This is a genomic window from Mycobacterium toneyamaense, from assembly GCF_055384815.1.
This window is the reverse complement of record NZ_AP040333.1, coordinates 2,127,234-2,151,059: the sequence shown is the minus strand read 5'-3', so window position 1 is coordinate 2,151,059 and position 23,826 is coordinate 2,127,234. Positions and strand designations below refer to the sequence as shown.

Sequence of the window (23,826 nt, the reverse complement as noted above, 5' to 3'; positions counted from 1 at the left end):
TGGTTGGACCAGTTATCTGGATCACAAACGCGAGAATGCCCCGCGGGAAACCTCCCGCGGGGCATTCCGGCGCATTGACTAGGTGGCAGGCACCACCGCCCGGCCGACGTGCTCGCCCGTCGCCGCACGCAGGTGCGGCTGGCGCAGGAACACGAACCAGGTGACGACCGCGCAGATCACGTAGAAGGCGAGGAACACCCAGAACGCGGTGGTCGCCGAGTGCGAGGGGCCTGCGTAAGAGGTCCGGAGGACGATGTTGACGAGCACGCCGCCGAACGCGCCGACCGCGCCGGCGAAGCCGATCAAGGCGCCCGACATGCTGCGCGACCACAGCATCTTCTCCGTCGCGCCGAGCTCGTCCTTGCTCTGCGCCTTGGCCTCGAAGATCGACGGGATCATCTTGTACGTCGAGCCGTTACCGATACCGGTCAGGACGAACAGCACCATGAAAGCCGTGATGTAGACGGCCATCTGGGCGCCCGTGGCCGGCCCCTTGGTGGCGTCGTCCCACATGCCGCCACCGACCAGGACGGCGGTGATGGCCGTCATCGCCCCGAAGGTGTACAGCGTGATCTTGCCGCCGCCGATCTTGTCGGCCAGCTTGCCGCCGAACGGACGCGAGATCGAGCCGAGCAGGGGGCCGAGGAAGGCGATCCACGCGGTGTGGATGGAAGCGTCGAAGTTGGCCTTGGCCAGCTCCTTGGCGGCTTCCTTCGGCAGCTTGGCCACCGACGCGACGTGGTACTTCTCCAGCAGCGGCGCGACGTCCTGGGCGGTGAAGTTGATGTTCAGAATCTGGGTGAACGCGAAGCTGAACCCGATGAACGAACCGAACGTGCCGATGTAGAGGAAGCACATCACCCACGAGTTGCGGAACTTCATGGCCTCGACCATCGCCGACAGATTCGACTTCTGGCCCTGGATGTTGTCCATGAACAGCGCGGCACCGAGGGCCGCGGCGGCCAGCAGCACCAGGTAGATGGCGCACACGACCTCGGGACGACGGTTGCCGAGCGTGGCGATGGTGACCAGGCCGATGATCTGGATGACCGGGACACCGATGTTGCCGCCACCGGCGTTCAGGCCCAGCGCCCAGCCCTTCAGTCGCTGCGGGTAGAAGGCGTTGATGTTCGTCATCGACGACGCGAAGTTACCGCCACCGAAACCGGCGACCGCGGCGACGATCAGGAACGTCGTGTACGACGTACCCGGATGCATCATGAAGTACATGGTCAGCGCGCACGGGATGGCGAGCATCAAGGCGCTGAAGATCGTGAAGTTGCGGCCGCCGAACTTGGCCGGTCCCACGGTGTAGGGAATGCGCATGAAGGCGCCCACCGCGATCGGCACCGCGCCGAGGACGAACTTGCCCAGCGCATCGATGCCGTAGACCGCCTGCGGCATGAACAGCACCATCACCGACCAGATGCTCCATACGGAGAAACCGACATGCTCGGCGAAGATCGACCAGATCAGGTTCCGCTTGGCGACGTCCTTGTTACCCGCGTCCCACGCAGCAACATCCTCAGCATCCCAGTGCTCGATGTCGCGGTTACGACTCAACAGACTCACAGTGCCTCCAGGCCTCCCAGTGCGGAAATTGGTTGGCTACATATGTACGGACGCCCCATGCCGCAGCTGTTGCCCTTCGGTGTCAGCAAAGTCAATAGGCACTCACTTGGAGGACCCTGTGGTTGGTGACCCGCGCGATTCACAGCCGACGTATCGACGCAACAAGCACGAAATGTGGAGTGCGAACGGTCGGGCGGGGCGCATGGCCGCCGACGGCAGTCTTGATCAGGTGGTCAATCTCGGTGGAGTGGCCGGGAAGTACGTGAATTCAATCGTGGTGGCGGTCCGCGGCAGTTATTGAACTCAGGGACCTCAGGCGGCCGGAGAAAGTACCTGGCTTCAATAACGGCCGCTGAAACGCGTGGCGAGTGAAGCCGTGCACTTCTCCGGCCGGGTCAACACCGGGCAAAAAAGCACCGCCGCGACGGCAATCCGTCGCGGCGGTGATCGGTGTGAAATTGGGGGCGCCTCAGGCCTTCTTGGCCTCGTCCTCATCGGCCTTGGCGTCGTCGTCTGCCTTGGCTTCGTCGGCGGCTTCGGCTTCCTCGGCCTCGTCCGCGCCGGCGGCCTCAGGCTCGTCGGCCTCCTCGGCGTCCGCAGCTTCTGCGTCCTCGGTCTCTTCGGATTCCGCGGACTCGTCCGCAGCCTCGGCTTCGTCACCCTCAGCCTCTTCAGCTTCGGCCACATCGGCCTCGGCGTCGGCATCCTCAGAAACTGCCTCGTCGTCCGAAACCGCTTCGGCGACAACCGTTTCCGGCTCGGCCTCGGCGTCATCCTCGGGATAGTCCACGGCTTCGACCACCGCGGTATCGGCCGCGGCATCGACATCGGTACCGCCGGCGTCGGCCGGTGCCGCCCCGCCGCGCGAGCGTTCCCGCAGCGCGTCGACGATGAGCAGCAGCACCCCGATGACGCTGGCGCCGATACACACCCAGGCGATCAGCTCATTGCTGGTGACAATCGCGGTCACCAGCGCGGTCAGCCCGATGAGGGCAAGGACCAGGGCAATGATCAGCATTGGTCAGCCGTCAGCTGTTGCCCCGGTTGAACTGGCCGAAGCCAGCACCTTCGCCACCGGCCGCCGAATCGGCCGGAGCGGCAGAGCCACGCTGACCGAGCTCTTCGAGCTGGGACTCCAGGTAGGTCTTGAGACGCGTGCGGTACTCGCGCTCGAACGTGCGCAGCTGCTCGAGGCGGCCTTCCAGCACCGTGCGCTGCTGGTTGATGTTGCCCATGATCTCGGTGTGCTTGCGCTCGGCGTCGGCCTGCAGGGCGTCGGCCTTGTCCTGCGCCTGGCGCAGCTGCGCCTCCGAACGGGTCTGTGCGTCGGCCAGCATGGCCTCGGCGCGCGCCTTGGCGTCGGCGACCGTGGTCTCGGCGGTGCGCTTGGCATCGCTGACCAGGGCATCGGCCTGGGCGCGGGCGTCGGCGAGGGTCTTGTCGGCCTCGGCCTTCGCCGAACCGGTGAGACGGTCGGCAGTGTCCTGGGCCAGGCTCAGGACCTTGGCCGCACGGACGTGGTGGTCCTCGCCGACCGGCGCGGCGACAGGAGCGGCCACCGGCGCGGGCGCCGCGACGGGCTCCGGCTCGGGCGCGGGTGCGGGCGGGGTGTAGACCGGCGCCGCGACCGGCTGGCCGGTGCGGGCGGACTGGAGCTCGGCGTCGAGCTCGGCGACCCGCTGCCGCAGATCGCTGTTCTCTTCGATCAGCCGGGTCAGCTCGGTCTCGACGAGATCGAGGAATGCATCGACCTCATCCTCGTTATAACCGCGCTTGCCAATCGGCGGCTTGCTGAATGCGACGTTGTGGACGTCAGCCGGAGTTAGCGGCATCTTCTGCCCCCTTGCAGTCTGGACCGTCAATCGGTGTCAAAGTGTAGAGCGATCAAAGTGTAGAGCGATCGTGGAGTAACTGGCGTCCATCCTGTCACAGCAGACCCGGCGGTTGCAGGCGAGGTCCGGAATTAAGAACGAATTTCAATGTTTCATTGGAATTCGGCAACGCTGCCCGGCGCTCGACACCGAATTGACCAAAACGAAAGAAGCGCATTAATTACATAAATGTAATTAATGCGCTTCTGCAGGTCAGGGGAACGTCGCGGTCAGGCCCCGACCTGATCGAAAGACAGCCGCATGCCGATGAACACCACCATGAGCAGCACCACGATGGACAAGTCGACCCGGACCGGCCCGATGGTCAATGGCGGGATCAAGCGCCGCAACAGCTTCACCGGAGGATCGGTCACCGTCATGATCACCTCGAGGATCACCACGGTCAGTCCCCTCGGCTGCCAGTCCCGGCTGAATCCGCGGATGAACTCCACCACCACACGGGCGATCAACAGCAGCCAGAAGACGAACAGCGCAAAACCCAGAATGTCGAAGAACAGGGTCAATGCAACAGACCTCACTAGCGCGGGAAAAGCGCCGACTGCTGTCGGCGCTTGAGAGCGAGCCTACCTAACGCAGACCCCTCCGGCCGGGGGCCGAAGGGGTCTTGCGTAGAGCTGTTCGGTGATGCCGGGGGTGCTACTGGTAGCTGTAGAAGCCCGCTTCTGCGATCCGGCGACGCTCTTCGGCGCTGACGTCGACGTCGGCCGGCGACAGCAGGAAGACCTTGGTGGCGACCTTGTCGAACGAGCCGCGCAGCGCGAAGGCCAGGCCGGCGGCGAAGTCGACCAGGCGCTTGGCGTCGGCGTTGTCCATCGACACCAGGTCCATGATCACCGGGGTGCCGTCGCGGAAGCGCTCACCGATGGTGCGGGCCTCGCTGTAGTCCTTGGGACGCAGGGTCGTGATCTTGGCCAGGGCGCTGCCGGCCTCGAACAGCTCGGCCATGCGGCGGGGCTCCATGGCGACGGCGCCACGGGTGGCACCACGTAGGGTGTTGAAGCGCGGACGCTCGAACTCACGCGGGCCACGGGCGGGCATCTCGTCGTAGCCACCGCGGTAACCCATTGGGGCACTTTCGTATTCGCGGCCCATGCGGTCGTCGTAGCCGCGCGGCTCACCGCGGCCGTAGTCCTCGTCCTCGAAACGCTCGTCGCGGGGGCGGCGCGGGGCCTGGTAGGAGCGCGATGGACGCTCTTCGTCGTCGTAGTACTCGTCGTCATAGTCGTCCATCGGCGCCATACCGAAGTAGGCCTTGACCTTGTGCAGTGTGCTCATCGGATGCCCCTAGCTAAAAATGTGGTGTCTGGTGACTGTGATGTAAGTGTGACTGGAGTGACTACTCATGGTGACGTTAGAGGACGCGGTCCCATTAACGCGGTACCGACACGCACACACGTTGACCCGTGTCGCACCGCAACTTCCAGGTCATTCGACATGCCCGCGGACAGGCCCAGCCGGTATGGGTATTGCGTTTGGACCCTGAGCAATTCAGCCTCCAGTCGCGCAAACTCCGCGTCGGCCGCGCTGGCCAGCGGCGGGATTGCCATCAGGCCCGCCAGACCCAGGCCCGGCGCGGCATCCGCGGCCGCACACAGTTCGTCGACCAGGTCCGGTCGGTCCACCGGCACGCCGCCGCGCGCCGGATCCCCGTCGAGGCTGACCTGGATATAGACCTGCAATGGCTCGGACCTGCGGCCTTGGTCCAATGCTTCGACCGCGCCGCGCGACAGCGCGGCGATCAACGGCGCGGTGTCGACCGAATGCGCCACCGCGGCCCAGCGCGCCACTGCCCGCGCTTTGTTGCGTTGAATTCGGCCGATCATGTGCCACCGAATTACATTGTTCGACTCTATGTTCGATGACGCATCCAACAATTCGCCCGGCGGTGTGATCAATTTCTTGTCCGACAAGACGCCCGACACCTCAGCGACTTTGCCCGCCGCTTCCTGCTCGCGCGATTCACCGAATGCCCGGCAGCCCAATCCGAACAGTGCGACAACATCACTCGCCGGAAAGAATTTGGTGACCGGAAGAAATTCGATGTCGGCCCGATCCCGGCCGGCGGCCGCCGCCGCCGCGTCGATCCGCGCCTGAATCCGGGCCAGCGACGCGGCCAGTTCGGCCTCGCGCGGCGCGCTGGTCATTCCATCCACACCACCGACGCCAGCCGCCCGGTCGGGGCGCCACGTCGGTGGCTGAACAGATTCGGATCGTCGACCGTGCAGCGCGGGTCGATGTCGATGGCCTTGATACCCAGACCGGCCAGCTGCCTGGCGATGCCCGCCCGCAGATCCAGACCGACCGTGCCGCGCGCGGTGGTGGTGATACTGCCCGGCAGCACCGCCTCGACGTCGTCGGCCATCTCGTAGGGCACCTCATAGTTGCGCCCGCTGACCGCCGGGCCCAGCAGCACCGAGATGTCCTGCACCTGCGCACCGAGTTTCTGCATCGCCTCGACCGTGCGCAGCACCACGCCCTTCTGCGCGCCGACCCGTCCGGCATGCACGGCGCCCACCACACCAGCGCGCGCATCACCCAACAGCACCGGCACGCAGTCGGCCGTGATCACCGCGAGCGGAAGCCGCGGCGTTGCGGTGACCAGTGCATCGGTGTTGTCGTAGGCTCCCCCGGCTCCAGTTCCAGGGCCCTCGACAACTTCGACATGGTCACCGTGCACCTGGTTCATCCACACCAGCGGGCCGTGCCCGATGGCCTCGGCCAGCCGAGTCCGGTTGGCCGCCACGGCCTTTGGCTCGTCGCCGACGTGGTCACCCAGGTTGAACGTGTCGAACGGGGCCTTCGAGACCCCGCCCGCACGCGTCGTGGTCACTCTGCGGATACGGAACGTCACGATTCCAAACTTAATCCGGTGTGCCCGCGCCACTCGGTCATCGTCAGTGCTTCATGAACGGCGGCACGTCGACGTCGTCATCGTCGTCGCCACGGCCGCCGACGCTCACCGTCACACCATTGGTCGCCGCCGGCACACTGCCCGGGTCGGCGTTGAAGGCACCGAGCTTGCCCGCGCTCGCCGCCCCGAAGGTCTGCGCCCGGTGCGCGCCGCCGCCGGCAGCCGGCGTCGCCGACGCCGTCGCGCCCGGCACCGCCGAGGTGACGGGCTTGCGGCTCTGGCCGGCGGTGTCGAACCCGGCCGCGATGACCGTGACGCGAACCTCGTCACCCAGCGAATCGTCGATGACGGTTCCGAAGATGATGTTGGCCTCGGGGTGGGCGGCATCCTGCACCAGCGACGCGGCCTCGTTGATCTCGAACAGACCCAGGTCACTGCCACCGGCCACCGACATCAGCACGCCCTGCGCGCCGTCCATCGAGGCCTCGAGCAGCGGCGAGTTGATGGCGATCTCGGCGGCCTTGAGCGCGCGACCGTCGCCGCGGGCCGAACCGATGCCCATCAACGCCGTGCCGGCGCTGCTCATGACGCCCTTGACGTCGGCGAAGTCGACGTTGATCAGACCCGGGGTCGTGATCAGGTCCGTGATGCCCTGCACACCGTTGAGCAGCACCTCGTCGGCGCTGCGGAACGCGTCCATCAGCGAGACGGCGGCGTCGCCCATCTGCAGCAGGCGGTCGTTGGGGATGACGATCAGGGTGTCGCAGCTCTCGCGCAGCGCCTGGATGCCCAGCTCGGCCTGGTTCGAGCGGCGCTTGCCCTCGAAGGAGAACGGGCGGGTCACGACACCGACGGTCAGCGCGCCGAGCTTGCGGGCGATGCCGGCGACGACGGGCGCGCCACCGGTACCGGTGCCACCGCCCTCACCGGCGGTGACGAACACCATGTCGGCGCCGCGCAGCAGCTCCTCGATCTCGTCCTTGGCGTCCTCGGCGGCCTTGCGCCCGACCTCGGGGTCGGCGCCGGCACCCAGGCCACGCGTCGAGTCGCGGCCGACGTCGAGCTTGACGTCCGCCTCACTGAGCAGCAGCGCCTGCGCGTCGGTGTTGATCGCGATGAACTCGACGCCGCGAAGGCCCTGTTCGATCATGCGGTTGACGGCGTTGACGCCGCCGCCGCCGACACCGATCACCTTGATGACGGCGAGGTAGTTATGCGGGGGTGTCATCTGACGTCTTCCTCCCTGGCTCGGTTTGTCCTGAGCAAAACTTCTCGAATCAAAACCCTAAACCTCAACCATAGGGTTAGAGTTATGTCAAGTTGTTCCGCGCAAACAGAACGGTAGGGCGCGGCCACGCCGCAGCCGTGCAGGCGCGCCGAGAGTTCACGTGATTTTTCTTGGCCTGGGCGAGCTCAGCGACGGGAAGTCGATGAGCTACTTCACAGTCGGCAGGTCGGGACTGGACACGTCATAGGTATGGCCCGGCTGCGTGAGCAGCGCGCCCAGCTTGAGCGCCTTCTCCTCGGTGCGGTCGGTGGTCCCCCAGATGACCTCGCGACCGTCGTTCAACGTCAGCGTGACACCGGCGACCGACGGCGCCCCGACGCGCGCGACCTGGCTGAACACCTCGGGACGCAGCGACAGCAGGACCTCGAGGGCCGCCAGCGTCGCCGGGTCCTTGGGGCCGGGATTGTCGGCATCCAGGTACGGCAGGCCCGGCGGCGGGGGCTCCGTCGCGAAATCAACCCCGTCGCGGTCGAACAGGTGCGGACCGTCCGGGTACTCCTTGGCCGCCACCGGAACCCGCTCCAGCACCGTGATGCGCAGGGTCGACGGGTACTCGCGCTGCACCCGGGCACTTGCCACCCGCCGGATCGTGGCAACCCGCTCGGCCACCGCGTCGGTGTTGACCTGCAGCAGCGGCGTCTCCGGCTTGACCGCGGCCGCCGCCGTCACCTGGTCCTCGGTCAGGGTGCCCAGACCGGTGACCACGGTGTGGCGGACCGCCATGATCGGCGTGAAGTACAGCACCAGACCCAGTGCGACGGCGACGACGGCCGTCACCGCCGACCACAGCAACATCTTCAGACCGCGGATGACGCCCCGTGTGGGTGCCTTGGGCTGCTCGGACAGGCCTGCCGCGCGGCGCCGCGCCTCCTGACGCGCCTGCTCCAAAGCCCTGGCCCGCTCCAGCGCGATCCGGCGTTCCTCCCGCTCGCGCCGGGCCCGGCGACGCGGCCCCTCGTAGTCGGGTGATGCGGGATCGGCCGACGCGGCGTCCGGCGCCGCCTCGTCCGCGGGCGCTTCTGCCGCCGCGTCCGGCGCCACCTCCGCCGCCACCTCGCCCGGCACGGTATCGTCCTGCGCCGCAACAGGTTCGGCAGCCGGCTCCCCCGAGCCGTCCTCCACGGTCACGGCGTGGGCCGTCCCGGAGCTGCGCGGTTCGCCTTGATCTCGAGTGCGGTCAGGATCTCGCGGCCCAGCAGCGTGACGTCGCCGGCGCCCATGGTGACGATGACGTCACCGGGACCGGCCTTGGCCGCCACCTGCTCGGCGACCGCGGAGAAGTCCGGCACGTAATGCACCGGGGCCGAAACGTGTTCGACGATGCTCGCGCCGCTGACGCCGGCCAGCGGGGCCTCCCGCGCGGCATACACGTCGAGGACGAACACCTCGTCGGCACGATCCAGCGCCTGGCCGAACTCCTTCGCGAAAGTCTGTGTGCGCGAATACAGGTGGGGCTGGAACACCACGATGGAGCGCGACGTGCCGGCCACTGCCCGCAACGCCTCGAGCGTCGCCCGGACCTCGGTGGGATGGTGCGCGTAGTCGTCGAAAACCCGGACGCCGTAAGCGGTTCCGACCGCCTCGAAGCGGCGCCGCACACCTTCGAACCCGGTGAGACCGTCGAGCACGGCCTCCGGATCCGCACCGACCTCGCGGGCCGCCAGCAGCGCGGCCAGCGCGTTGAGCGCCATGTGCTTGCCCGGCACCGACAGCCGCATGCCCCGGCGGTGCGGCTCGCCCGCGAGTTGGATGGCCGCCACGCCGCCGGTGCCCTGCTGCTGCCAGGTCAGCAGCGTCGCTTCCAGATCCGTGCGCTGTGCACTGCCCATGCCGTACCGCAGCACACGAACGCCGCGCTCCGCCGACCGCTGGGCCAGCGCCTCGGCGCCCGGGTCGTCGGCGCACACCACCAGCGCGCCACCGGGACGCAGCCGGGCCACGAAGTCGTCGAACACCGCGGTGTAGGCCTCGACGCTGCCGAAGTGGTCCAGGTGGTCGGCCTCGATGTTGGTCACCACCGCCACGTCGGGCGTGTACTCGAGCAGCGAGCCGTCGCTCTCGTCGGCCTCGGCGACAAAACAGTCGCCGCTGCCGTGGTGCGCGTTGGTGCCGGCCTCGCCCAGGTCGCCGCCGACGGCGAACGATGGGTCAAAACCATTGTGCTGCAACGCCACAATCACCATCGACGTCGTCGTGGTCTTGCCGTGCGTGCCGGTCACCAGCACCGAGCGGTAGCCGTCCATCAGCTTGGCGAGCACGACCGGGCGCATGATCACCGGGATGCCGCGCCGGTGGGCCTCCACCAGCTCAGGATTGTCCTTGGGGATGGCGGCGTGCGTGCTGACCACGACGGTCGGACCACCCGGCAGCATGTCCAGCGACGACGCGTCGTGCCCGATCCGGATTTCGGCCCCGCGGGCCCGCAGCGCCGCGACACCACGGGATTCCTTGGCGTCCGAACCGGACACCTGGCCGCCGCGGTCCAGCAGAATCCGGGCGATGCCGGACATCCCGGCACCGCCGATACCGACCATGTGCACCCGGGCGAGCTCGGGTGGCAGCTCCCGCGCCGTCACCGGGCATCCGATCCGGCCGCGACGCCCGCGACTTCCAGGGCGATCTGCGCCACCCTCCGGGCCGCGTCGCGGTGGCCGGCCAGCGCGGCCGCCGTCGTCATCTGATCCAGTGCGGCGGTGTCGCGCATCAAGTTTCCGATCCGTTCGGTGACGAAGTCCGGGGTCAGCTCGGCGTCGTCGACCAGCAGGCCGCCGCCGGCGTCGACCACCGGGAGTGCGTTGAGTCGTTGCTCGCCGTTGCCGATCGGCAGCGGCACGTAGACCGCGGGCAGACCGACGGCGCTGACCTCGGCGACGGTCATGGCGCCGGACCGGCAGATCGCCAGATCGGCAGCCGCATAAGCCAAATCCATGCGGTCGAGGTACGGCACCCCGACATACGGCGGGGCGCCCGGCGCCGGCTCCGGCAGCTCGAGGGTGTTCTTGCGGCCGTAGGCGTGCAGGACCGAAACACCTTGCGCGGCGAGGCTTTTCGCCGCACCGGAAACGGCGCGGTTGAGCGACTGCGCGCCTTGGGAGCCGCCGAAAACCAGCAGCACGCGGGCGTCGTCGGCGAAACCGAAGAACTCGCGGGCCTGCGCGCGCAGCGCGGCCCGGTCGAGCGAGGTGATGGACTCGCGAACCGGGATTCCGACGACCTCGCCGCCCTTGAGACCCGAATCCGGTACCGCGGCCAGCACCCGGCGCGCCGAGCGGGCGCCGACCTTGTTGGCCCAGCCCGCGCTGGCGTTGGCCTCGTGCACCACGACCGGGACGGTACGGCGCCGGCGCAGTCCCCCACCGCGGGCGGCGAGGTAGGCCGGCAGCGAGACGTAGCCGCCGAATCCCACGACGACGTCGGCGTGGACGGCGTCGAGCACGTCGCGGGTCTCACGCACCGCGGCCCGGACCCGCAGCGGCAGCCGTGCCAGGTCGGCAGAAGGCTTGCGCGGCAACGGAACCGGCGTGATCAGCTCGAGGTCGTAGCCACGTTCGGGCACCAGCCGGGTCTCCAGCCCGCGGGCCGTGCCGAGGGCGGTGATCCGGACGTCGGGCCGCAGCGCCACCAGTGCGTCGGCGACCGCCATCGCGGGTTCGATGTGACCTGCGGTGCCGCCTCCGGCCAGAACCACCGAGATGCGGGGGCCTCCCCCGTCGCTCCGGCCCGAACTCACACTCACCCGTACCGCTGACCTTCCAATGTGCGGACCCGTGGGTCCGACCGGCGCGGGTCACGTCTTTGTTGACCCTTGAGGTCACCATTTTGCCTTGCACGCCGTCCGGCACCGTCGGCCGGTACGGGGTTTCGGCGGGCGCGGTCCGAGCGCCGGTCCGGTTCCTCGGTGCGTCGCGTGCGCCGCGGGGCGTCGGTCCGGCGCTGCCGGCCCGGCGGCTCCTGCCGGGTGGCCTGGCGGGTGGGGCGGGCAGCCCTGGTGGGCTTTGCCGGCTTGGTGGGTTTGGCCTGCCGGGCGGCAGGCTTGCGGACCGGCTTGTCGCCGCGGCCACGCAGCCGGTCCCGGGCCGAGTCCAGCGTGGTCGGCGAATACGGCACGGGCGGCGGCAACCGCAGGATCCGGTTCATCCGGTCGTCGCGGCCGGCGCGCAGTGCGGCCACCGCCTCAGGCTCGTGGCGCGCCGCATTGGCGATCAGCCCGATCAGCAGAAGCGTTGTGGCCGTTGCCGTTCCACCGGCGGAGATGAGCGGCAGCTGGATACCCGTGACCGGCAGCAGGCCGAGCACGTAGCCGACGTTGATGAACACCTGGCCGACCACCCACAGCGTGGTGGTGGCGGTCAGCAGCCGCAGGAACGGGTCGACCGACCGGCGGGCGATACGCATGCCGGTGTAGGCGAACAGGCCGAACAGCGCCAGCAGGCCCGCGGCGCCGATGAAGCCGAGTTCCTCGCCGATGATGGCGAAGATGAAGTCGTTGTGCGCGTTGGGCAGGTAGTTGAACTTCGCGGTGCCCTGGCCGAGCCCGTCGCCGAACATGCCGCCGTTGGCCAGCGCGTACTTGGCCTGCCGCGACTGATAACCGATGCCCTGCAGGTCGGAGTCGGGGTCCAGCCACGCCCGCACGCGGTCGGAGCGGTAGCCGGCCGAGACCGCCATGATCGCGGCCGCACCGATGCACAGGACCAGGGAGCTCAGGAAGATCCGCAGTGACAGACCGGCGTACCAGAGCAGGCCGAGCAGGACGATGCTCACCGACACCGTCTGCCCGAGGTCGGGCTCGGCCACGATCAGGCCCAGCGCCAGCACCGCCGCGGGCACCAGCGGGAACAGCAGTTCTTTCCAGCCGGCGTGCTGCATGCGGCGGGTCGCCAGCAGGTGCGAACCCCAGATCGCGAAGGCGATCTTGGTCAGCTCGGACGGCTGCATCGAGAAACCGGCGACGACGAACCAGCCGCGGGCGCCGTTGGACAGGTGGCCGATGCCCGGGATCAGCACCAGGGCGATCAGCACGAGGCTGACAATGAACGCTGGCAGCGCCATCCGGCGCATGAACGCGATAGGCAACCGCAGCGCGACGTAGAACGCGATGAGGCCGATGACGGTCCAGAGCACCTGCTTGGCGAAGATCGTCCAGGGCGAGCCGTCCTCGTCGTACGAATGCACGCCCGAGGCCGAGAGCACCATGGTCAGGCCCAGGGTGATCAGCAGTGCCGCACAGGCGATGACCAGGTGGAACGACGTCATCGGCCGACTCAGCCAGGCCCCGAACCGGGCCCGGGGGCCCTGTCGCTTGGGTTGAGCGGCCTTCGCCGTCGACTCCGCGGCCGCGTCTTTGCCCGCGTCTTTGCCGCCGGCGTCGGAGGCGCTCGGGTTCTTCTCGTCCGGGGCCTGCGGAGTTTCCGGGCCGGCTTTGCCCCGGCGCAGCTTTGCAAGGATGTCCGGCATGTGACTACCCGACCTCGTCGTTCACATTGGTCACAGAAACCACAACTGTCCCTTGCATCCCAAAATCCTCCCCTGTCGCACCCGCAGGGCGTGGCACATCCGGCGCGTGTCGCCGGAATGGGGCGATTTGCCAGGAGTCCCTCATCACACGGCCCGCGAGGCCGCCGTGGCTCCTTGACACTGCGCCGCGGCCGCACGGTCAGCGGCCCGCCGCCACGAATGCAACGTCACGGCGAGATTCGGCGCGTTCTGCCGCCACCTGGTCACATTCGCGGCGGCCGCGGCGTCGGAGAGAAATCAGCTCTTGATCGCCGCGACGGCCTTGACGAGCAACTCCTTGGCGACCTGCGGATCGACGTCGGCCTGGACGACGGCCACCGTCTTGTCGCCCAGGACGGCGGTGTAGGTGGTTTCCTCGATGACCTTGCCATTGGCGGCGATGTGCGCCTGTACGCCCATGGTCTTGGCGCCCGCGATGTCGGGGCCGGGAACGCGGTCGACCGTTGCGGTGACGCCGTCGGTCGAGTCGACGGTGAACTGATCGCAGCCCGCGTGGCCGAGTTCGCCGACGGTGCCGGCCGCCTCCGCCGCCATCACGATGACGGTGTGGCCCTCCTGGTTGCTGCCGATGAAGCCCGCGGTCTTGGCGCCGACGCCGGCTGGCGCGAGCGGCTTGAGCAGCGACGCGCACTCGGCGGGAGTGACGATCGACGGCGGCGTGGTGGTGAGCGCCCCGACACCAGGTGCGTCCAGCTTCTCCTGCGTGACGGTGTCGGCCTCCAGATCCATCGGGTCGTAACCCGGCGGCAGGCTGCTCTTGGCGCTGCCGACCTTGGAGATGTCGTACTTCGCCGCGGCCTGGCCACCGTTCCCGGACTTGCCGTCCGAACCGCCGCAACCGGCGATCAGCGCCGCGCCCGCCAGCACGACAACCGGCCCGACCAGGTATTTCTCGACACTCATGGCGCGAACCCTAACAGCGGCCTCGGGCACCACCGCGCAAATGCTGAATGTCGGCTGGGAGCCGCGTGTCTAGCGGCCGCCCGCCGACAGCCATTCGCTGTAGAACAGCGCCACCCCGAGCCCGCAAGCGATGGCGGTGAGCAACCAGAACCTGATGATCACCGTGGTCTCGGCCCAGCCGGCCAGCTCGAAATGATGATGGAACGGCGCCATGCGGAACACCCGCCGCCCCGTGGTGCGGAAGGCCAGGATCTGGACCACGACCGAGGTCACCTCGGCGACGAACAGGGCGCCGAGCACGATGGCCAGCGTCTCGGTCCGGCTGGTCACCGACAGGCCGGCGATGATGCCGCCCAGCGCCAGGGAGCCGGTGTCGCCCATGAAGATCTTCGCCGGCGCGGCGTTCCACCACAGGAAGCCGATGCATGCGCCCGCCGTCGCGGCCGCGACCAGCGCCAGGTCCAGCGGGTCACGGACGTTGTAGCAGCCCGGTCCAGGGCTGGTGGCGCACGCGTTGCGGTACTGCCAGAACGTGATCAGCACATACGCCGCGCTGACCATCGCCATGGCGCCGGCCGCCAGCCCGTCCAGACCGTCGGTGAAGTTGACGGCGTTGGACCACGCGCTGACCAGGACCACGATGAACAGCACGAACAGCAGCGGGCCCAGGGTGACGGTCGCGATCTCGCGCACGTAGGACAGGCCGGCGCTGGCCGGCGTCAGCCCGTAGCCGTTGCGGAACTGCAGCACCAGCACACCGAACAGCACGGCCGACACCAGCTGGCCGACGGTCTTGGCGGTCTTGTTCAGACCCAGGTTGCGGGCCCGGCGAAGCTTGATCAGGTCGTCGATGAAGCCGACGGCACCCAGCGACGTGGCCAGACCGAGCACGAGCAGGCCCGAGGCCGACGGCCCCTCGCCGTCGACGAGCAAGCCGACGAGGTGGGTACCGAGATACCCGCACCAGATGCCGGCGATGATCGCGACGCCACCCATCGACGGCGTCCCGCGCTTCTTCTGGTGGCTGGCCGGACCGTCCTCGCGGATCTCGTGACCGAAGCCGCGGCGGGTGAACAGCCGGATCAGCACGGGCGTCAGCACGATCGACACCGCGAGCGCGATACCGACGGCGAACAGGATCTGGATCATGCTTGCCCCTCCCGCGCCAGCTCCTCGGCCAGCGCGCCGAGCCCCGCGGAGTTCGAGGCCTTGACCAGCACGACGTCGCCGGGCTCCAGCTCGGCGCGCAGCAAATCAAGCGCGGCTTCGGCATCGGGGACGGGCGATACCTCGCTGCCCCACGAACCTTCCATCACCGCGCCGTGTTGCATGGCGCCCATAGTCCTCCCGGTTCCGACGACGACCAGTCGTGACACATCTAAACGCACGGCCAGTCGACCGATGCTGTCATGTTCGGCAATCGCGTCGTCACCCAGTTCGGCCATCTCGCCGAGTACCGCCCAGCTACGCACCGGCGCGCCGGATTCGGCACGCGCCGACTTGGCCATCCAGGCCAGTGCTTTGAGACCCGCCCGCATCGAGTCGGGGTTGGCGTTGTAGGCGTCGTTCACCACGACCACGCCGTCGGCCCGGGTGGTGACCTGCATGCGGTGCTTCGAGACGGGGCCGGCGCCGGCGAGTGCCTCGGCCACCTGCGGCAGCGTCGCGCCACATTCCAGCGCGACGGCGGCGGCGCTGAGCGCGTTGGACACCTGATGGTCGCCGTGCACGGCCAGCGCGACGTCAACCTGCTGCTCCCCCGCGTGCAGGGTGAACCGCGGGCGGGCCAACTCGTCGAGGGTGACGTCACCGGCCCACAGGTCTGCGCCCGGCGAGCGGGATACCCGCACGACCCGGGCCCGGGTGATGTCCGCCATGGCGGCGACGGCACCGTCGTCGGCATTGAGGATGACGACACCGGATGCCGGGACAGCCTGCGGCAGTTCGGATTTCGTCGCGGCGATGACGTCGCGTGAGCCGAATTCGCCGAGATGCGCGGTGCCGACGTTGAGCACCACACCGATCGACGGCGGCGCGATCTCGGCGAGCGCGGCGATGTTGCCGGGGTGCCGCGCGGACATCTCGAGCACCAGGAAGTCGGTGTCGCCGGTGGCGCGCAGCACGGTCCACGGATGGCCGAGCTCGTTGTTGAACGAGCCGGGCGGCGCGATCACCTCACCCAGCGGCGCCAGTACCGCGGCCAGCAGGTCCTTGGTCGACGTCTTGCCCGACGAGCCGGTGACGCCGATGATCCGCAGACCCCCGGCGGCCAGCCGGTCGGCCACGGCGCGGGCCAGCTTGCCCAGTGCCGCCAGCACTGCGGCACCCGAGCCGTCGGTGTCGTGCTCCAGCGCGCCCGACGCCGAATCGACCTGTCCGGCAACCGGTTTCACGACGATGGCCGGCACGCCGACCGGCCGGGCCGCCAGCACCGCGACGGCACCTGCCGCCACCGCACCCGCGGCGAAGTCATGTCCGTCGGTCCGGGCGCCCGGCAACGCCAGGAACAGCCCGCCTGCGGTGACGGCCCGCGAGTCGAATTCGACGGTGCCCGTCACACGCGTGGCGGCGGCAGCCTCCGGCGTGATGTCGGACAGTTCGCCGCCGACGATGTCGGCGATCTCTGCCAGGGTCAGGTCGATCATGCGGGTGACTCCCCAGCTTTCCCGGCCGCCGCATCGAGCGAGGCGGCCAACTCATCACGATCATCGAAGGGCCGGGTCTGGCCGGCGCGGGTCTGGCCAGACTCGTGGCCCTTGCCCGCCACCAGGACGGTGTCGCCCGCACGCGCCCAGGCGACGGCGTGGTCGATGGCGGCCCGGCGGTCACCGATCACCACCACCTCGGCCGAACCGTCGGCGGCGCCCGCGGCGATGGTGGCCCGGATGAGGTCGGGATCCTCGTCACGCGGGTTGTCGTCGGTGATCACGACCAGGTCGGCGAGTTCCGCGGCGATGCGTCCCATCGGTTCGCGCTTTCCGGCGTCCCGGTTGCCGCCGGCGCCGAACACCACGGCCAGCCGGCCCTGGGTCTGCGGGCGCAGCGTCTGCAGCACCGCCTCCAGGGCGCCGGGCTTGTGCGCGTAGTCGACGAGGGCCAGGAAGTCCTGCCCGCGGTCGATGGGCTGCAGGCGGCCGGGCACGGTGGCGGTCGCCAGACCGGGTGCCGCCTGCTCCGGTGTGACGCCGACGGCGTCGAGCAGTGCCACCGCCAGCAGCGCGTTGGCGACGTTGTAGCCGCCGGGCAGGCCGATCCGCAGCGCGTGCCGGGCGCCGTCGGGCCCGACGGCGGTGAACTGCTGGCCGCCGCGGTCCGCATCGATGTCGGTGACGGTCCAGTCGGCGTCGCCGGTGGTGCTGACGGTCACCGGATCGGCGGCCCGCGCCGCCATCTTGCGGCCCCAGTCGTCGTCCACGCAGACGACCGACACTTCGGCATGGGTGGGCGAATCAGGTTGGAACAGCCGGGCTTTGGCGTCCAGGTAGTCGTCCATGGTGGGGTGGAAATCGAGGTGGTCGCGCGACAGGTTGGTGAAACCGCCGGCGGCGAAGCGCAGCGCGTCCACCCGGCCCAGCGACAGCGCGTGGCTCGACACCTCCATGACGACGGTGTCGACACCGCGTTCGACCATGGTGGCCAGCAGCGCCTGCAGCGCCGGCGCTTCGGGGGTGGTCAGGGAGCTCGGCAGGTCGCGCCCGTCGATCCGGATGCCGACGGTGCCGATGAGCCCGGCCACCCGTCCCGCGGCGCGCAGCCCCGCCTCCACCAGATAGGTGGTCGTGGTCTTGCCGGACGTCCCGGTGATGCCGATGACGCGCAGCCGCTCCGAGGGGCGGCCGTAGATTTCGGCGGCGACTTCGCCCAGGACCGCCCGCGGGTCGGGGTGCACGAGGACGGGCACATCCACGTCGAGAAGCTCCCGGCCCTCCGGGTCGGTCAGCACCGCGGCGGCGCCGGCCGCGACGGCGTCGGCGGCGAACCGCGCGCCGTGGGCGGCCGAGCCCGGCAGCGCCGCGAACAGATCACCGGCGACGACGTCGCGACTGCTCAGCGTGACACCGGTGACACGCAGCTCACCGGCCTGGGACTCGGACGGCAGCGCGGCGACGACGTGGTCGGCCAACGAGCCCAGCGCGGCCCCGACAGGGTCAGCGGGGCGCAAGGTAGGCGAAGACATGGCCATGACACAGTACCGGGCCGGTGACGGGCGCCCCGCCCGTCAGGTGGCCTGCAGGACCAGCGGCGGACCGGGGTCCGGCGACAGCGGCACGTTCTCCCGCTGCATCAGCCAGGCCGCGATGTTGTGGAACAGCTGCGCCATCGAGTGGCCCGGTGTGCCGTCGGCGTTGCGCTGCGGGTTGTTGGCCATGATCCCGACGACGTAGCGCGGGTCGTCCGACGGCGCCATGCCGGCGAAGGTGATCCAGTAGTGGTCGTCGTCGTAGTAGCAGCCGCACGCCGGGTTGATCTGCTGGGCGGTGCCGGTCTTGCCGGCCATCTGATAGCCCTCGACAGCGCCCGGCCAGCCGGTGCCCTGCTGGGTGCCGCGCGGGTCACGCTGGAGGGTCGCGCGGAACATGTTGCGCAGTGTCGCCGCGGTCTGCGGCGACACGACCTGCACGCCCTCGGGCGCCGCCTGGTCCTGGTGCGTGCCGTCGGCCGAGACGATCGACTTGACGATGCGCGGCGGGATGCGCAGGCCGTCGTTGGCGATGGCCTGGTACATGCCGGTCATCTGCAGCAGGGTCATCGAAAGGCCCTGTCCGATGGGCAGGTTCGCGAACGAGCTGCCCGACCACTGGTCGATCGGCGGGACCAGACCCGCGCTCTCACCGGGCAGGCCCGAACCCGTGCGCTGGCCGAGGCCGAACTTCGTCAGCATGTCGGCGAAGCGCTCCGGGCCGACCCGCTGGGCCAGCATCAGGGTGCCGATGTTCGAGGACTTCCCGAAGACGCCGGTGGTGGTGTACGGGTCGGTGCCGTGGCCCCAGGCGTCGCGGATGGTGACACCACCCATGTTGTAGCTGCCCGGAACTTGAAGCACCTCATCGGGATTCGACAGCCCGAACTCGATGACCGACGCCGCGGTGACGATCTTGTTCACCGAGCCCGGCTCGAACGGCGACGTCGCAGGCAGGTTGCCCATCTGCTTGTCGTCCTGCCGGCTCAGCTCCTGGGCCGGATCGAAGGTGTTGTCGTTCGTCATGGCGAGAATCTCGCCGGTCTTCGAATCCAGGACCACCGCGGACACGTCGTGCGCGCCGGACATGTCCTTGGCCTGCTGCACCTGCTGCTGGACGTAGTACTGGATGTCGTTGTCGAGCGTGAGCTGGATGGTGGCGCCGTTGATGGCATCGTGCCGGTCCCGGTAGCTGCCGGGGATCACCACGCCGTCCGAGCCGCGGTCGTAGGTGACCGAGCCGTCGGTGCCGGAAAGCTTTGCGTCGAAGGAATCTTCGAGGCCGAGCAGGCCGTGGCCGTCCCAGCCGATGTCGCCGACGACGTTCGCGGCCAGCGAGCCACCGGGGTACTGCCGGATGTCCTGCCGCTCCGCGCCGACCTCTGGGTACTTCTTGGTGATGGCGTCGGAGATCGCCGGGTCGACGGCCCGCGCCAGGTAGACGAACGAGTCGCGGCCGGTGATCTTCTTGGCCAGGGTCGCGGCATCGGGCTTGTTGTTCAGCAGGCCGGCCACGCCGACGGCGATCTCGTTTAGCCGCTTGTCGGGGTCCGGCGCCGCCGGGGTCTTGGCTTTGGCCTCGGTCAGCTGCTGGCGGATCCGGTTCGGCTGGAACGTCAGTGCGCGGGCCTCGATGGTGAACGCCAGCTTGGCGTTGTTGCGGTCGACGATGCTGCCGCGCACCGCCTTCTGCACGTCGGTGACCTTGAGCTGGCTGGCGGCCTCGGCGCGCAGACCGGCCGCCCGCGGGCCCTGCAGGAAGAACAGCTGGACGGCCGCGGCCAGCAGCACCACCGCGATGACAATGTTGCCGGCCTTGTGCCGGAACCCGAACGAGCCGGTCCGGCCCTCGGGCACGACGGCCTCACGGGTCCGCCGGTCGTGCGCCGAATGCGGTTGCGCGGGGCGCGGTTTGGCGGCCGGCCGCTTGCGGGGCGCGCCCGTCCGCGCGGTACCGGTCTTGCGCGGTCGCGTGCCGCTCATGCGGGCAGACCGGGGGCTGGCTGCGCCGGGGCCAGGACCGGAACGGGAGCCGGGGCGACCGGGGCCGGGACCTGAGCCGGGGCTTGTGCGACCGGGGCTTGTGCGACGGGCGCCGGCAGCGCGGCCTCAGGCTGCAACGCCGGGCCGGGCAGCGTGCCCTGCCCAGGCACCGGGAGCGCCGGAGCCGCGGGCGCCGGAGCGTGCACGACCTGCTCGCGCGGGTCGACCACGACGGGCGCCGGAGCGGCGGCCGGGGCCGGAACACCGGCGGGAGCCGGAGCGGCACCCGGGACCGGAACACCGGCGGGAGCCGGAACAGCTGGCATACCCGCCGGAGCGGGGACGGGAGCGGCAGCAGGTGCCGGCTGCGGGGCGGGCGCGGCAGCCGGGGCCGGGCGCGGGGCCGCAGGCGGGGCGGGCGGGGCCGCTTCGGGCAGTGGCGTGTTCAGCGGTGGTGGCGGCACTCCCTGCGCCGGCTTCGGGCTGCCGACCAGCAGCCAGTTGCCGGTGGGGTCCTGCACCAGGTGCGCGGTGTCGCGCGACGGGATCATGCCGAGGTTGCGCGCCGCATCGGCCAGGGCCGGCGCGGCCTGCGCGACCAGCACGTCGCGCTCGAGCGCCTCTTTCTGCTGCTGCAGAGCCTGATTGATCTCTTTGGCGCGGCCCAGCTCGTACGACCGTTCGGCCGCGGAGGTCGACAGCCACAACGTGACACCCAGGCCCATGCCCAGAGCCCCGATGATCAGCACGACGAACGGCACACGCGCGATCAGATGCCGCGGGTTGAGGTCCATCTCGGCGATGCGGATGAGCAGCCGCTCCCGCAGCGGGGTGCGAACAACCTTGGGCGCCTTGGCCTTCCGAGCCTTGGCGCGGGCCTTGGCCTGTGAGGCGCTCTTGGGTCGCGACGGCGCCGCCGTCGGCCGGGCGAACGGCGTGGTCTGTGGGCCGGCACCGGTGGGCTTGGACCGCTGCGGCCGGACGTCGCGCTTACCGCGCTTGACGCGCGCGTCAGTCTTGTTGTCGCGCTTGGCTTCCCGTTTGCCACCCTCGCGACGGGACACCGCTTCGTCGGCACCGCGACGCGTGGCACGGCGGCGCGGATCGGGGTCGGAGTCCCGTCGAGCACTGCCGCCGCGTACCGGTGCTGGCCGCTTTGCCATCACAGACCTCCCCTTGTGACAACTTTTTCCAGAGCGCGCAGGCGAACCGACGCGCTACGCGGATTCAATTCGAGTTCGTGTTCATCGGCCCGCTCGGCGCCCCGGGTCAGCGAGGTGAAGAGCGGCTCGTAGCCGGGCAGCTCCATGGGCAGGCCCTCCGGGGTACGCGATGCGATGGCATCGGTGAAGTACCCCTTGACGATTCGATCCTCCAGCGACTGGTACGCCTCGACGGCGATGCGGCCGCCGGGACGCAGTGCGTCCAGCGCGGCGGGAATGGCCGCCCGCAGGCAGTCCAGCTCCCCGTTGACCTCGGTGCGCAGCGCCTGAAACGTCCGCTTGGCCGGATGCCCACCGGTACGACGGGCCGGCGCCGGGATCACCGCGTAGAGCAGCTCGACCAGCTCGGTCGTCGTCGTGAACGGGCGGCGGGCCCGCTCACTGACGATCGCCCGGGCGATCTTCGGCGCGAACTTCTCCTCGCCGTACTCCCGCAGCACGCGGGTCAGTGCCTTGGCGTCGTAGGTGTTCAGGATGTCGGCCGCGGTCAGTCCCGAGCTCTGGTCCATCCGCATGTCCAGCGGCGCGTCCTGCGCGTACGCGAAACCGCGCTCCGCCTGGTCGAGCTGCATCGAGGACACCCCGAGGTCGAACAGGATGGCATCCAATTCTCCTGGGCGGTAACCAGATTGGGTCAGTGCCTCGTCGATGCCGTCGTACGGGGTGTGCACCAGGTGCACCCGGTCACCGAAAGGCGCGAGACGCTCCCCCGCGAGCCGCAGCGCGGTCTGGTCGCGGTCCAGGCCGATGAGCGTCACCGCGGGGAACCGCGTCAAGAACGCTTCGGAGTGGCCACCGGCGCCCAGCGTCGCGTCGATCATGACGGCGCCGGCACCGTCGGCGCTGTTGCGTGTGAGCGCGGGGGCCAGCAGCTCGACGCAGCGGTCCAGCAGCACCGGAATGTGCGGACGACGATCGGTCAACGCAACACCCCCAAAAGGCTTCAGCTGGTGGATTTGTGCGGCCCCCGCAGCGAGGTCTCTGTCCGAGTTCGCGAACCTGACGTTGGGGAAGTACGCCAGGGCCGGTTCGGGCAGAGGCCACGCTGCACGGGCCTGCAGGTCAAAGGGTGCTGCCGAGCGCTTCATCGCTTGCCGCGGAGAAGTTCTCTTCGTGAGTTTCTTGGTAGTTCTGCCAGGCCGCGGCATCCCAGATTTCGAGGTAATCCACCGCACCGATCACGACGCACTCCTTGGTCAGGCTCGCGTAGCGACGGTGATCGGCGGACAGCGTGATGCGGCCCTGCGCGTCTGGGTGCTGCTCGTCGGCGCCCGCTGCGAAAACGCGCAGGTCGGCACGAGCGGCGGGATCGTTCCGGGGAGTGCTCGCCACGCGGCGGGCGATCTCTTCTTCGAACTCGGCCCTCGGGTACACGGCGAGGCTGTGATCTGGACTTTTGGCGACCATCAACCCTCCTGCCAGTGCATCGCGGAACTTGGCGGGCAACGTGAGTCGCCCCTTGTCGTCGAGCTTCGGCGTGTAGGTACCCAGGAACATCAGGCACCTCCCACCACTCCGGAGTCCGGTCTCTCCGATGTCCGCCACATTACCCCACAATCCCCCACTTCTCTCCATCTCAAGTCTAAAAATCGCCTTATCTGCCCCACCCGACGCAGCAATCACGCCGAATCAGAGGTGGAGGGCGGCCTCAAAGAGCCTGGATGTGCGCCAAAATCGCAGCTTGAGGCGCCCGTGGGAGTTTGGTGGGGCACTGTGGGGAACCGCGGAGCACAGTCCCTGGAAAATCGCGGCGTGCATCGCCGCCGGCAAATTTCGCTACCAGCCCGGCGTGTCGCGCGTCACACCGCCGCGGGGCGCGTCAACAAATAAAAACAGGGGCAGCCGAATCGGCTACCCCTGCGTCACGCCTGCGCGTCTAGTCGTCGAACCTGCGACGGAACCGGTCTTCCATGCGGTTGGTGAACGAGTTGCCGGCCCGGGCCCGCTTGGACTTGCCGCCCGACGGCGCCGACTTCTCCTTGGAGAGCACGCGCGGCCCGGTCACGGCGAAAACCGCACCGGCAAACATCACCACGAAACCGATGACGCTCAGGATCGGCAGCTGGTTGATCCACAGAATCCGAAAGGCCACACCCAGCACCAGCAACGCCAGACCCAGGACGAACAGCCCCGCGCCTTGCAGTCGCCGTCGCGCCGACGGCGCGTGCAGCGTGCCGCCCCGGACGCTCGAAGCGAACTTCGGGTCCTCGGCGTACAGCGCACTCTCGATCTGGTCGAGCATGCGCTGCTCATGATCGGAGAGTGGCATCCGCGCCTCCCAACTCACACCGCTGCCCGCAGCGGCTCCTGACGTCTGCACCCGTGGTCACGGATACCTAACAGTCATGATACGAGGTCACACAGACACGTACCACATACTTCAGACTCCCGAATTGTAAGACTGGGACGTCGGCCGG

20 protein-coding genes and 1 pseudogene are annotated in these 23,826 nt (G+C 69.1%); all 21 read right to left on the bottom strand.

The window, feature by feature from the left end:
• Positions 1-78: 78 nt before the first annotated feature.
• The 21 genes and pseudogenes from ACZ5IQ_RS10405 to ACZ5IQ_RS10305 all read right to left on the bottom strand — a co-directional run bounded on the left by ACZ5IQ_RS10405 (position 79) and on the right by ACZ5IQ_RS10305 (position 23,678).
• Positions 79-1,572, bottom strand: a complete 1,494-nt coding sequence (locus ACZ5IQ_RS10405; protein WP_464481196.1) for a nitrate/nitrite transporter — start codon at positions 1,570-1,572, stop codon at positions 79-81.
• 646 nt (positions 1,573-2,218) lie between these two features.
• Positions 2,219-2,590, bottom strand: a pseudogene (locus ACZ5IQ_RS10400) (hypothetical protein); the annotation flags it as partial.
• Positions 2,591-2,600: 10 nt separating this feature from the next.
• Positions 2,601-3,404, bottom strand: a complete 804-nt coding sequence (wag31, locus tag ACZ5IQ_RS10395) for a DivIVA-like cell division protein Wag31 (RefSeq protein ID WP_020103630.1) — start codon at positions 3,402-3,404, stop codon at positions 2,601-2,603.
• 269 nt (positions 3,405-3,673) lie between these two features.
• Positions 3,674-3,967 carry a YggT family protein gene (locus tag ACZ5IQ_RS10390; protein ID WP_061005129.1) on the bottom strand — a complete coding sequence of 98 codons (294 nt, stop codon included), beginning with the start codon at positions 3,965-3,967 and terminating at the stop codon, positions 3,674-3,676.
• Positions 3,968-4,100: 133 nt separating this feature from the next.
• Complete coding sequence (locus ACZ5IQ_RS10385; protein WP_061005131.1) at positions 4,101-4,739, bottom strand: cell division protein SepF; 639 nt, start codon at positions 4,737-4,739, stop codon at positions 4,101-4,103.
• Positions 4,740-4,804: 65 nt separating this feature from the next.
• Positions 4,805-5,608, bottom strand: a complete 804-nt coding sequence (locus ACZ5IQ_RS10380; RefSeq protein ID WP_061005133.1) for a YggS family pyridoxal phosphate enzyme — start codon at positions 5,606-5,608, stop codon at positions 4,805-4,807.
• Positions 5,605-6,315 carry a peptidoglycan editing factor PgeF gene (gene pgeF, locus ACZ5IQ_RS10375; RefSeq protein ID WP_135356825.1) on the bottom strand — a complete coding sequence of 237 codons (711 nt, stop codon included), beginning with the start codon at positions 6,313-6,315 and terminating at the stop codon, positions 5,605-5,607. The genes ACZ5IQ_RS10380 and pgeF overlap by 4 nt, the downstream gene beginning before the upstream one ends.
• Before the next feature lie 43 nt (positions 6,316-6,358).
• The gene (gene ftsZ / locus ACZ5IQ_RS10370) at positions 6,359-7,543 is read right to left on the bottom strand and encodes a cell division protein FtsZ (protein ID WP_061010527.1); all 1,185 of its coding nucleotides are present in this window, start codon (positions 7,541-7,543) and stop codon (positions 6,359-6,361) included.
• 207 nt (positions 7,544-7,750) lie between these two features.
• Positions 7,751-8,731 carry a cell division protein FtsQ/DivIB gene (locus ACZ5IQ_RS10365; RefSeq protein WP_464481195.1) on the bottom strand — a complete coding sequence of 327 codons (981 nt, stop codon included), beginning with the start codon at positions 8,729-8,731 and terminating at the stop codon, positions 7,751-7,753.
• Positions 8,728-10,137 (bottom strand): UDP-N-acetylmuramate--L-alanine ligase, encoded by a 1,410-nt coding sequence (gene murC, locus ACZ5IQ_RS10360; RefSeq protein WP_406784744.1) that lies wholly within the window; start codon positions 10,135-10,137, stop codon positions 8,728-8,730. Before murC ends, ACZ5IQ_RS10365 begins: the two co-directional genes overlap by 4 nt.
• Before the next feature lie 38 nt (positions 10,138-10,175).
• A complete protein-coding gene (murG, locus tag ACZ5IQ_RS10355) occupies positions 10,176-11,339 on the bottom strand; it encodes an undecaprenyldiphospho-muramoylpentapeptide beta-N-acetylglucosaminyltransferase (protein ID WP_464481194.1) in 1,164 nt (387 codons plus the stop codon).
• A complete protein-coding gene (gene ftsW, locus ACZ5IQ_RS10350) occupies positions 11,336-13,060 on the bottom strand; it encodes a putative lipid II flippase FtsW (protein WP_318985150.1) in 1,725 nt (574 codons plus the stop codon). The genes murG and ftsW overlap by 4 nt, the downstream gene beginning before the upstream one ends.
• A gap of 297 nt (positions 13,061-13,357) precedes the next feature.
• Positions 13,358-14,023 carry a DUF5642 family protein gene (locus tag ACZ5IQ_RS10345; RefSeq protein WP_464481193.1) on the bottom strand — a complete coding sequence of 222 codons (666 nt, stop codon included), beginning with the start codon at positions 14,021-14,023 and terminating at the stop codon, positions 13,358-13,360.
• A gap of 69 nt (positions 14,024-14,092) precedes the next feature.
• Positions 14,093-15,172, bottom strand: a complete 1,080-nt coding sequence (gene mraY / locus ACZ5IQ_RS10340; protein ID WP_464481192.1) for a phospho-N-acetylmuramoyl-pentapeptide-transferase — start codon at positions 15,170-15,172, stop codon at positions 14,093-14,095.
• On the bottom strand, positions 15,169-16,668 hold the full coding sequence (locus ACZ5IQ_RS10335) for a UDP-N-acetylmuramoyl-tripeptide--D-alanyl-D-alanine ligase (protein WP_464481191.1): 1,500 nt from the start codon (positions 16,666-16,668) through the stop codon (positions 15,169-15,171). The genes mraY and ACZ5IQ_RS10335 overlap by 4 nt, the downstream gene beginning before the upstream one ends.
• Positions 16,665-18,200: a UDP-N-acetylmuramoyl-L-alanyl-D-glutamate--2,6-diaminopimelate ligase gene (locus ACZ5IQ_RS10330; protein WP_464481190.1), complete on the bottom strand. Its 1,536-nt coding sequence runs from the start codon at positions 18,198-18,200 to the stop codon at positions 16,665-16,667. The genes ACZ5IQ_RS10335 and ACZ5IQ_RS10330 overlap by 4 nt, the downstream gene beginning before the upstream one ends.
• Positions 18,201-18,242: 42 nt before the next feature.
• Positions 18,243-20,186, bottom strand: a complete 1,944-nt coding sequence (locus tag ACZ5IQ_RS10325; protein WP_464481189.1) for a peptidoglycan D,D-transpeptidase FtsI family protein — start codon at positions 20,184-20,186, stop codon at positions 18,243-18,245.
• Positions 20,183-21,349, bottom strand: a complete 1,167-nt coding sequence (gene ftsL, locus ACZ5IQ_RS10320; RefSeq protein ID WP_464481188.1) for a cell division protein FtsL — start codon at positions 21,347-21,349, stop codon at positions 20,183-20,185. The genes ACZ5IQ_RS10325 and ftsL overlap by 4 nt, the downstream gene beginning before the upstream one ends.
• Entirely contained in the window at positions 21,349-22,497 is a 1,149-nt protein-coding gene (gene rsmH, locus ACZ5IQ_RS10315; RefSeq protein ID WP_204161161.1) for a 16S rRNA (cytosine(1402)-N(4))-methyltransferase RsmH, read from the bottom strand. The genes ftsL and rsmH overlap by 1 nt, the downstream gene beginning before the upstream one ends.
• Positions 22,472-22,906 (bottom strand): division/cell wall cluster transcriptional repressor MraZ, encoded by a 435-nt coding sequence (gene mraZ / locus ACZ5IQ_RS10310; protein ID WP_061005656.1) that lies wholly within the window; start codon positions 22,904-22,906, stop codon positions 22,472-22,474. Before mraZ ends, rsmH begins: the two co-directional genes overlap by 26 nt.
• A 379-nt stretch (positions 22,907-23,285) precedes the next feature.
• Positions 23,286-23,678 carry a DUF3040 domain-containing protein gene (locus ACZ5IQ_RS10305; RefSeq protein WP_061005655.1) on the bottom strand — a complete coding sequence of 131 codons (393 nt, stop codon included), beginning with the start codon at positions 23,676-23,678 and terminating at the stop codon, positions 23,286-23,288.
• Between the last annotated feature and the right edge of the window lie 148 nt (positions 23,679-23,826).